This window comes from Gryllotalpicola sp. CP2-P1 (assembly GCF_057512245.1).
Genome location: NZ_JBLRDT010000104.1, coordinates 1 through 9,591, shown reverse-complemented (window position 1 = coordinate 9,591; position 9,591 = coordinate 1). Strand labels below are relative to the sequence as shown.

Sequence of the window (9,591 nt, the reverse complement as noted above, 5' to 3'; positions counted from 1 at the left end):
CGAGGCGCTGCGCGCCGGTGACCGGGTGTGGTTCCGCCACACGAAGTCGGGCGAGCTCGCCGAGCACGTCAACGAGTTCGCTCTGGTCGGCGACGGCGCCGTGGTCGGCTCGGTGCCGAGCTATCGCGGCGAGGGGAAGGCGTTCCTGTGACCGCGCCCTCCGCCGGTCGACTCGCCGCAGGCGAATGGAGACCCAAAGCCCTGCGCGCCCCGGAATGGCGCAACTGGTCGCGCACAGAATCCGTGCACCCCGTGCGCGTCGAGACCCCCGACTCGCCCGAGGCGGTGCAGCGCGCGGTGCAGGCGGCCGCCCGGCAGGGGCTCACCATCAAGGCGATCGGCGCCGGGCACTCCTTCACCGGCGTCGCCGTCGCCGAGGGCGTGCAGCTGCTGCTCGACAGGCTCTCCGGCGTCGTCGCCGTCGACGAGGCATCCGCCCGCGTCACCCTCGCCGCAGGCACACGGCTGTGGCAGCTGCCCAAGCTGCTCGCGCCCTACGGCCTCGCGCTGCAGAACATGGGCGACATCGACCGGCAGGCGATCGCCGGCGCGACGAGCACCGGCACGCACGGCACGGGCGGCTCGTTCGGTGGCCTCGCGACCCAGATCGTCGGCCTCACGCTCGTCACGGGCGACGGGCAGCTGCTGCGCATCACCGAGACCGAGAACGCCGAGCTGCTGCCTGCCGCGCGCGTCGGCCTCGGGGCGCTCGGCATCCTCGTCGATGTGACGATCCAGTGCGTCCCCGCGTTCACCCTGCACGCCGTCGAGCGGCCCGAGCCGCTGCCCGAGGTGCTCGACGGCTATCTCGAGCGGTCGGCCGGCTCAGACCACTTCGAGTTCTACTGGTTCCCGCACACCCGACTTGCGCTCACCAAGACCAACACGCGGCTGCCCGGCGATGCACCGCGCCGGCCGCTGAACCCGGTCGGTCGGTGGTTCGACGACGAGGTGACGGCGAACGGCCTCTACCGCGGGCTGTGCGCGCTCGCGATGCTCGCGCCCGCGATGATCCCGCGCGTCAACCGACTCGCCGGGCGACTCACCGGCGACCGCGAGTTCACGGACGCCTCGCCCAAGGTCTTCGTCACGAACCGCTCCGTGCGCTTCCGCGAGCTCGAATACGCGCTGCCGCGCGCTGCCGTTCCCGAGGCGCTGCGCGAGCTCGACAGGCTGATCGAGCGGCGCGGCTGGCGGATCTCCTTCCCGGTCGAGGTGCGGTCCGCGGCATCCGACGACACCTGGCTCTCGACCGCCTACGGGCGCGAGACGGGCTACATCGCCGTGCACCGCTACTACCGCGAGACCCGGGCGGATCAGCTCGAGTACTTCACCGAGGTCGAGAAGATCATGGTCGCAGCGGGCGGTCGCCCGCACTGGGGGAAGCTGCACACGCGCGATGCCGAGTTCTTCGCGGGCGCCTACCCCCGCTTCGGCGACTTCCTCGCGGTGCGCGATCGCCTCGATCCGGGCCGGCTGTTCCGCAATCCCTACCTCGACCGCGTTCTCGGGTAGCCGCAGCAGTGGCATCCTGACCACATGCCCTTCAAATCGCGCCACGCGAGCGTCTACATCGAGCGCGAGCCGGCCGACGTCTACGCCTACGCATCGGACCCCACCCACCTGCCCGAGTGGGCGGCAGGTCTCGCGGGGTCGATCGAGCTCGTCGACGGGCGCTGGGTCGCCGACCTCGCCATGGGGCGGATCGTCGTCGAGTTCGCGCCGCCCAACCCGTTCGGCGTGCTCGACCACTGGGTGACCGATTCCACCGGCGAGACCTACTACAACCCGATGCGCGTCGTCGCCGCGGGCGAGGGCAGCGAGGTCACGTTCTCGGTGCGGCGCCTCGCGGGCGAGAGCGACGCCGATCTCGATCACGACGCCGAGCTCGTGCAGGCCGACCTGGAGGCGCTGAAGCGCATCCTCGAAAGCTGAAATGTCGAGATCGGATGCCTCGCCGCGACCACCTCGCGAGTGAAAGGACCACACCCATGGCCAGATTCCTGATCCTGATCCACGGCGACGACGAGAAGTGGGGCGAGCGCACCGACGAGCAGCGCGCCGCGGTGGATGCCGCGCACCGCGCTTTCCAGCAGGCGGGAGGCGTCGTCGCCTCCGGCGAGCTCGACGACCCCGCCCTGGCGAAGACGATCCACGGGCGCGCGGGGGAGCGGGCCTTCGTCACAGACGGGCCCTTCGCCGAGTTCAAAGAGGTGCTCGGGGGCTACTACGAGATCGAGGCGGCCGACATCGACGAGGCTGTCGCCCGTGCGTCGACGCTGTACGAGACGAGCGAGCCGCACGTGCACATCGAGGTGCGCCCGCTCGTTCAGCACTGAGCGGGGCGTCGGCGTCCTGCCCCGACGTTTGCGTCCGCCGCGCTGGGCTCACGTGTCGGCGGGGGACGCAGAAGCGATGGCCAACGCTCAGAGCCGGCCCACCCAGTCGACGTGCAGCACCGCCTCGCCCGCCTCCTCGGAGGCGGCGACGTCGACCGTCGCGCGGATGCGCCAGTCATGGTCGCCCGCCGGGTCGTCGATCGTCTGCTCGACCTTCCACTCGGTGCCGCCTGCGTCGACCGAGAACAGCGCGGCCGAGCGCGACGCGGGCCCGGTGAGCACCTCGTCGTGGTCGGCGTAGTACGCGTCGAGGAAGGCGCCCCAGTCGACGTCGGGGTCGAGCTCGGCGAGTTCGTCGTCGCGCTCGAGGGCGGCGAGCTGCACGCGGCGGAAGAGCTCGTTGCGCACGAGGATCGTGAAGGCGCGCGTATTCGTCAGGATGCTGGGCGGCGCAGGCGGCACCACGGGGGTCTCGTCGGTCACGGTCGGGTTGACCAGCTCGGTCCATTCGTCGACCAGCGAGGAATCCACCTGGCGCACGAGCTCGCCGAGCCACTCGATGATGTCGAGCAGCTCGTCGGTCTTCGCCTCGTCGGGAACGGTCTGGCGGATCGCTCGGTACGCGTCCGACAGGTAGCGCAGCACCAGGCCCTCAGAGCGCGCGAGCTGGTAGTGCTGCACGAACTCGGCGAACGACATGGCCCGCTCGAACATGTCGCGCACGACCGACTTCGGCGACAGCGCGAAGTCACGCACCCACGGCTGGCTCGCGGCGAAGGTCTCGTAGGCCTGCGCGAGCAGCTCCTCGAGCGGCTTCGGCCAGGTCACCTCCTCGAGCAGCTCCATGCGCTCCTCGTACTCGATGCCCTCGCGCTTCATCGCGGCGACCGCCTCGCCGCGGGCGGCGAACTGCTGCTGCGCGAGGATGCCGCGCGGGTCGTCGAGCGTCGCCTCGATGACGCTCACGACGTCGAGCGCGTAGTGCCCCGTGCCGACTGAGCCCTCGCCGCCCTCGGGGTCGAGCAGCTCGATCGCCGCCAGCGCGAACGGCGACAGCGGCTGGTTGAGAGCGAAGTTCGGCTGCAGCTCGACGGTCAGGGATACCTGGCCCGAGGCATCCGACTGCACGATGCCCGACGTCACGAGCGTGCGGTAGATGCCGAGCGCCCGCCGCGCGAGCTCGTACTGCCGTGCACGCGGCTGGTGGTTCTCGAAGATCAGTCGCCGCATGTTGGCGAGCACGTCGCCGCCCCGGGCGATCACGTTGATCAGCATCGCCGCCGTGATCTCGAAGTGCGGCGTCAGGGGCTCGGGTTCGGCGGCGATCAGCCGGTCGAACGACCCCCTTCCCCACGTGACGAAGCCCGCGGCCGGCTTCTTGCGCACGACCTTCTTGAGCTTCTTCGGGTCGTCGCCCGCTTTGCGCAGAGCCGCGGCGTTCTCGATCTCGTGCTCGGGGGCTTCGACGACGACGGTGCCGGCGGTGTCGAACCCCGCGCGGCCCGCGCGCCCGGCGATCTGATGGAACTCGCGGGCGGTGAGCTGCCGCATGCGCGTGCCGTCGAACTTCGACAGCCCGGTCAGCAGCACCGAGCGAATGGGCACGTTGATGCCGACGCCCAGGGTGTCGGTGCCGCAGATGACCGGCAGCAGCCCGCGCTGGGCGAGCGTCTCGACCAGACGGCGGTAGCGGGGCAGCATGCCCGCGTGATGCACGCCGATGCCGGCGCGCACGAGCCGCGACAGCGTCTTGCCGAAGGCGGTCGTGAAGCGGAAGCCGCCGATCGCCTCCGCGATCTCATCCCGCCGCTCGCGCGAGGCGATGCGGGTGCTCGAGAGCGCCTGCGCGAGCTCGAGCGCGGCCGCCTGCGAGAAGTGCACGATGTAGATCGGCGCCTCGCGGGACTCGAGCAGCGACTCGACCGTCTCGTGCACGGGGGTGTCGACGTAGGAGTACGACAGCGGCACCGGCCGCGCGACACCCGTCACCTGCGCGACCTCGCGCCCGGTGCGCTCGCGCAGGTCGGCGACGATCGGCGTCACGTCGCCGAGGGTCGCCGACATGAGCACGAACTGCGCGCGGGGCAGTTCGAGCAGCGGCACCTGCCAGGCCCAGCCGCGGTCGGGGTCGGCGTAGTAGTGGAACTCGTCCATCACGACCTGGTCGACCGCGGCGTCGGCGCCCTGGCGCAGGGCCAGGTTCGCGAGGATCTCGGCCGTGCAGCACACGATCGGCGCATCGGCGTTCACCGAGCTGTCGCCCGTGACCATGCCGACATTCTCGGCGCCGAAGATCTCGACGAGTGCGAAGAACTTCTCGCTCACCAGGGCTTTGATGGGTGCGGTGTAGTAGCTGCGCTTTCCCTGCGCGAGGGATGCCGCATGGGCGGCGACCGCGACGAGCGACTTGCCCGTCCCGGTCGGCGTCGACAGCACGAGGTGCGCGCCGAGGAACAGCTCGAGCGCCGACTCCTCTTGCGCGGGGTAGAGCGTGAGCCCCCGTTCCTCCGCCCACCCCGAGAACGCCTCGAACATCGCGTCCGGGTCGTAGGGGCGCGGCAGGCGCTCGGGCAGGCTGGCAGGCATCCGCTCAATTCAACCTCATCGGCGCTCATGCGCCGGGCGTCGGTCCCGCTAACACACGCAATAGCCTGTGTATAGCCCACTGGGTAAATTTTCTTGGTGAATAGTTCACCGAGTAGCTTCATCTTCGGAAAGGAACGCACGTGCCCCTGACTGTCGTACGTCGCGAAAGCGAGCACCTCTACAGCCGTCAGCCCAAGACGGAAGCGGGATTGCGCGCCGTCGAGGCGCTGCTCGCGCTGCAGCGCGCCGAGACGATCGAGCTCGAGAACGCGCGCCGCGCCGCCCACCTGACCCGCAGCGAGTTCCAGGCGCTGCGCTACCTGCTGCAGGCCCAGCGCGACGAGCGCCCGATGGGCCCGAAGGACCTGGTCATCATGCTCGACCTGTCGCCCGCCGCGGTGACGAAGGTCGTCGACCGGCTCGTCGCGCTCGGCGATCTGCAGCGCACCGCTCACCCGCGCGATCGCCGCGCGATCTACCTGACCCCGACCGAGGCGGGGGCGGCGAAGATCAACGCGGCGTACGCGCCGTTCCACCAGACGCTCGTCGACGTGATCGACGGGCTCGACGAAGCCACCAACAACGCACTTCACGACGGCCTTCACGCCGTCGTCGAGCAGCTCACCCGGAACCATTCGGGCGAGCTGGCCACTGCCTGACTTCCGCACCCCACCCGCCGCGCCGCGAGCGCAGCGGAACGAGAGGACCCACCGTGACGACCTTCCTTGAAGCGCCGGGCGACCGGCGCGATGCCCAGGCCGCTGCCGCCGACGCGGCGGTGCCTGGCGCCGCCTGCCTGCAGTGGCGCGAGGTCGAGCCGGGCTTCTGGGCCGCCAGCGCCGACGGGAACTTCGGCGGAACGGTCGAGCGCGTCGGGAAGCGCTTTTGCGCTCGCGACGCACTGGGAACCGTGTTGGACGTGTTCGCGGATGCCGCGAGCGCGAGGCATCGGGTGGCGGAGCGCTTCGCGCAGACTCTGCCGGCCGCTGACAGGTGGGAGTGACCGACCATGACCGGTCTGGACAATCCGGAGAGCCGCGCGATGGTGATCGGCGGCCGGTACTCCGTGCGCGAGGCGCTCGGGCGCGGCGGCGCGGCGACCGTCTACCGCGCCGTCGACCTCAAGCTCGACCGCGAGGTGGCGCTCAAGGTCTTCGCCTCCGACGACATCACGGGAACCGACGAGGAACGCCGCGACCGCCGCACGCGCGAGATCTGCCTGCTGGCGCGCGTGAACCACCCCAATCTCGTGACCCTGTTCGACGCCGACTGGGACGCCGAGCACTCCGGCAACGGCTACCTCGTCATGGAGCTCGTGCGCGGCCTCACCCTGCGCCGCCGTCTCGACCTGCGCGGGCCCGAGCCGGAACTCGCCGCGCAGCTCGCGGTCGAACTCGGCGCGGCCCTCGCCTATCTGCACGCCGACGGCATCATCCACCGCGACCTGAAGCCCGAGAACATCCTGCTCGCGAACGGCCTCGGCGGGGCCGTCAGCACGAAGCTCGTGGACTTCGGCATCGCACAGCTGCTCGGCGACGAGCGGCTGACCTCCGACCGCAGCATCCTCGGCACGGCTGCGTATCTCGCGCCAGAGCAGGTCGCCGGCGAGGGGGCGGTGCCGGCGAGCGACATCTACGCGCTCGGCCTCGTGCTTCTCGAGTGCCTGACGGGCCGGCGCTCGTTCCCGGGCGGCGCCGTCGAGGCGGCGATCGCCCGCATGACGCAGAACCCGCCGCTGCCCGAGGGACTGCACCCCACGTGGCGCGCGCTGCTCACGGCGATGACCGCGCGCGACCCGGGCGAGCGACCGACCGCGGCGCAGCTCGCGCAGCTCGCGGCCGGCCTGCCGCGGGACGCCATCGCGGCGCCGGCCGTCGAGCTGCTGCCTGTCGCGTAGCGCGCGCCTTTCAGAAATGCAGGGCAGGATGCCCGCATGCTGAGGTTTGCGGAATGAGGGCCGGCGCGCCCGCGACGCACCTCGAGCGGCGCATCGATACGGCCGCCCACCGGATGCTCGGCGATGCTCCGGCCGCCGGCTGGCGCGCGGGGCTCATCGAGTTCCTCGTGTTCGGGGCGAAGCAGGCGTGGGCGTGCGTGTTCGGATTCCTCATGCTCGCGCTCATCCTCGCGGCGAAGTTCCTCGCCCCGCACGGCGTCGGGCCGGTCGCACACAACGACCTCGTGACGATCGGGGCGGTGCTGATCCAGCTCGGCATGGTGCTGTTCGGGCTCGAGACGCTGCGCGAGCTGCGGGTCATCATCCTCTTCCACGTCGTCGGCACTGTGATGGAGCTGTTCAAGACGGGCATTGGCGCCTGGCTGTACCCGGGCCCCGGCGTCCTGCACCTCGGCGCTGTGCCGCTCTACAGCGGCTTCATGTACGCGGCGGTCGGCTCGTACCTCGTGCGCGTCTACCGGCTCTTCGACCTGCGCTTCGCGCGCTACCCCTGGCGCTGGCTCACGGCGGTGATCGCCGGCGCCATCTATCTCAACTTCTTCACCCACCATTGGATCGTCGATCTGCGCTGGGTGCTGCTCGTCGCGGTGCTCGCCGCCTTCGGGCCGTGCGTGATGCACTTCCGCGTGTTCCGTCGCGGGTTCCGGATGCCCCTCGTCGCCGCATTCGGCCTGGTCGCCGTCTTCATCTGGCTCGGCGAGAACCTGGCCACCTTCGGCGGCGCATGGGCATATCCCGACCAGCTCGCGGGCTGGCACCCGGTGACGCCCGCGAAGATCGTGAGCTGGTTCCTGCTCATGATCATCTCGGTGGTGCTGGTGGCCTGGATCTACCCGCCGCGGAAACCGGAGCTCGTGGCATCCCCGGCACCGGTCACGGGCCCCACGCCGTCGGCCGGCGCAGCGTGAGCGCTCCGACGATCACGGCCCCGACGATTCACGCGCCAAGGCGTCCTTGCTTTGAGTGAGCCGACAAGCCTCCGAAAGCCGCATCCGCGTCGATAGGATGTGCGCGACGCCGGGTGAAAGCCGCCCGGTCCCCACCTTCTCGAGGAGCTCCCGCCATGCTCGCCTGGCTCATCCCGCTCATCATCGTCGTCGTGGTCCTCATCATCATCGGCATCTGGTACTGGGCGACCTACAACTCCCTGATCCAGCTGAACGTGCGGGTCGACGAGGCGTGGAGCGACATCACCGTGCAGCTGAAGCGCCGCGCCGACCTGATTCCCAACCTGGTCGACACCGTGAAGGGCTACGCCACGCACGAGCGCACCGTGTTCGAAGACGTCACGAAGGCGCGCGCCGAGACAATCTCGGCACAGACTCCGGGTGAGGCATCCGTGGCCGAGGGGCACTTCCAGGCCGCGCTGAAGAGCATCTTCGCCGTGGCAGAGGCCTACCCGCAGCTGCAGGCCAGCCAGAACTTCCTGCGCCTGCAGGCCGACCTCGTCGACACGGAAGACAAGATCCAGGCGGCCCGCCGCTTCTACAACGGCGGCGTGCGCGAATACAACACCAAGATCAGGCAGTTCCCCTCGAACATCGTCGCGCGCAACCTGCACTACGCAGACCGCGAGTTCTTCGAGGTGCCCGACGCCGCGGCGATCTCCGAGCCGCCGCGCGTCCAGTTCTGAGCGCGCCTGAACCCGGCTAGGCAGAGATGTACCGAGCGATAGCCCGGAACAAGCGGAACACGGTCTTCTTCATCCTGTTCTTCCTGGTCCTCGTGGGGCTGGTGTCCTACGCGATCAGCTACTTTCAGGGCGGCGGCTGGACGATCACGATCGTCGCGCTCGTGATCGCCATCGCCTACGCCGTGCTGCAGTACTTCACCGCGGGCTCGCAGGCCGTCGCCATGGCGGGCGCGGTGCAGCTGCAGCAGAAGTCCGATCACCCCGTGCTGTGGCAGACGGTCGAGAACATCTGCATCTCGACCGGCATGCCGATGCCGAAGATCTACATCGTCAACGACCCGGCGCCGAACGCGTTCGCGACGGGCCGCGACCCCGACCACGCGGTGGTCGCGGCGACGACGGGCCTGCTCGAGATCATGAACCCGACCGAGCTCATGGCCGTCATGGCGCACGAGATGGGGCACGTGCGCAACTACGACATCCGGGTCTCCACGATCGTGTTCGGGCTCGTCGTGGCGATCGGCTTCATCGCCGACATCTTCATCCGCATGACGTTCTTCGGGGCGGTGTTCGGCGGCGGCAACAGCCGCGGCCGCAGCAACAGCAACGGCGGCGGCGGGGGCGGAAACCCGATCATCCTGATCCTGGGACTCGTGGCGATCGTGCTCGCGCCGATTCTCGCGGCACTCGTGCAGGCGGCCATCTCGCGCCAGCGCGAGTACCTGGCCGACGCGACGAGCGCCGAGATCACCCGATTCCCCGAGGGGCTCGAGTCGGCGCTGCAGAAGCTCGGGGACTACGGCCGGCCCATGGTGCGGCAGAACACCTCGATGGCCCATCTGTGGATCGCCGACCCCCTGCGGCCGTCGTTCACCTCGCGTCTGTTCTCGACGCACCCGCCGATTCCCGATCGCATCGCGCGGCTCAAGAAGATCGGCCAGGGGTTCTGAGCGAGACGGATTCCTGCTCGAGCGCCCGCAGCGCGCGGGTGGCCATCTCGGTCATGCCCGCGTTCGTCTCGCGGTAGTAGGGGAGCGCAAGCACGGCCTGCGAGATCGCCCACCCGCGGCCGCGGC

At 70.0% G+C, this 9,591-nt stretch carries 10 protein-coding genes; 9 read left to right on the top strand and 1 reads right to left on the bottom strand.

Annotation, left to right across the window (positions count from 1 at the left end):
• The first annotated feature begins 201 nt into the window (after positions 1 to 201).
• The 3 genes from ACM2XV_RS09410 to ACM2XV_RS09400 are packed head-to-tail and all read left to right on the top strand — an operon-like array spanning position 202 to position 2,339.
• The gene (locus tag ACM2XV_RS09410) at positions 202 to 1,515 is read left to right on the top strand and encodes a D-arabinono-1,4-lactone oxidase (protein WP_487026743.1); all 1,314 of its coding nucleotides are present in this window, start codon (positions 202 to 204) and stop codon (positions 1,513 to 1,515) included.
• 24 nt (positions 1,516 to 1,539) lie between these two features.
• Positions 1,540 to 1,935: an SRPBCC family protein gene (locus ACM2XV_RS09405; protein ID WP_487026742.1), complete on the top strand. Its 396-nt coding sequence runs from the start codon at positions 1,540 to 1,542 to the stop codon at positions 1,933 to 1,935.
• A gap of 56 nt (positions 1,936 to 1,991) precedes the next feature.
• Complete coding sequence (locus tag ACM2XV_RS09400) at positions 1,992 to 2,339, top strand: YciI family protein (RefSeq protein ID WP_344773880.1); 348 nt, start codon at positions 1,992 to 1,994, stop codon at positions 2,337 to 2,339.
• 87 nt (positions 2,340 to 2,426) lie between these two features.
• On the opposite strand, the gene ACM2XV_RS09395 is transcribed toward ACM2XV_RS09400, so the two are convergent.
• Positions 2,427 to 4,925, bottom strand: coding sequence for a DEAD/DEAH box helicase (locus ACM2XV_RS09395; protein ID WP_487026741.1), 2,499 nt, complete (start codon positions 4,923 to 4,925; stop codon positions 2,427 to 2,429).
• 140 nt (positions 4,926 to 5,065) lie between these two features.
• On the opposite strand from ACM2XV_RS09395, the gene ACM2XV_RS09390 reads away from it, so the two are divergent.
• From ACM2XV_RS09390 to ACM2XV_RS09365, 6 genes are all read left to right on the top strand, one after another.
• A complete protein-coding gene (locus ACM2XV_RS09390) occupies positions 5,066 to 5,584 on the top strand; it encodes a MarR family transcriptional regulator (protein ID WP_487026740.1) in 519 nt (172 codons plus the stop codon).
• Between the two features lie 53 nt (positions 5,585 to 5,637).
• Positions 5,638 to 5,928: a hypothetical protein gene (locus ACM2XV_RS09385; protein ID WP_344773884.1), complete on the top strand. Its 291-nt coding sequence runs from the start codon at positions 5,638 to 5,640 to the stop codon at positions 5,926 to 5,928.
• 6 nt (positions 5,929 to 5,934) lie between these two features.
• Positions 5,935 to 6,822: a serine/threonine-protein kinase gene (locus tag ACM2XV_RS09380; RefSeq protein ID WP_487026739.1), complete on the top strand. Its 888-nt coding sequence runs from the start codon at positions 5,935 to 5,937 to the stop codon at positions 6,820 to 6,822.
• Positions 6,823 to 6,875: 53 nt separating this feature from the next.
• Entirely contained in the window at positions 6,876 to 7,790 is a 915-nt protein-coding gene (locus tag ACM2XV_RS09375; protein WP_487026738.1) for a DUF817 domain-containing protein, read from the top strand.
• Between the two features lie 155 nt (positions 7,791 to 7,945).
• Positions 7,946 to 8,515, top strand: a complete 570-nt coding sequence (locus ACM2XV_RS09370; RefSeq protein WP_344773887.1) for a LemA family protein — start codon at positions 7,946 to 7,948, stop codon at positions 8,513 to 8,515.
• Positions 8,516 to 8,541: 26 nt separating this feature from the next.
• Positions 8,542 to 9,465 (top strand): M48 family metalloprotease, encoded by a 924-nt coding sequence (locus ACM2XV_RS09365; protein ID WP_344773889.1) that lies wholly within the window; start codon positions 8,542 to 8,544, stop codon positions 9,463 to 9,465.
• Positions 9,466 to 9,591: the final 126 nt, after the last annotated feature.

Bases quoted from the DNA above. Each gene is read 5' to 3' on its own strand.
- ACM2XV_RS09375 (WP_487026738.1), top strand. From the start codon at position 6,876: ATGAGGGCCGGCGCGCCCGCGACGCACCTCGAGCGGCGCATCGATACG.
- ACM2XV_RS09370 (WP_344773887.1), top strand. From the start codon at position 7,946: ATGCTCGCCTGGCTCATCCCGCTCATCATCGTCGTCGTGGTCCTCATC.
- ACM2XV_RS09405 (WP_487026742.1), top strand. From the start codon at position 1,540: ATGCCCTTCAAATCGCGCCACGCGAGCGTCTACATCGAGCGCGAGCCG.
- ACM2XV_RS09365 (WP_344773889.1), top strand. From the start codon at position 8,542: ATGTACCGAGCGATAGCCCGGAACAAGCGGAACACGGTCTTCTTCATC.
- ACM2XV_RS09400 (WP_344773880.1), top strand. From the start codon at position 1,992: ATGGCCAGATTCCTGATCCTGATCCACGGCGACGACGAGAAGTGGGGC.
- ACM2XV_RS09395 (WP_487026741.1), bottom strand. From the start codon at position 4,925: ATGCCTGCCAGCCTGCCCGAGCGCCTGCCGCGCCCCTACGACCCGGAC.
- ACM2XV_RS09380 (WP_487026739.1), top strand. From the start codon at position 5,935: ATGACCGGTCTGGACAATCCGGAGAGCCGCGCGATGGTGATCGGCGGC.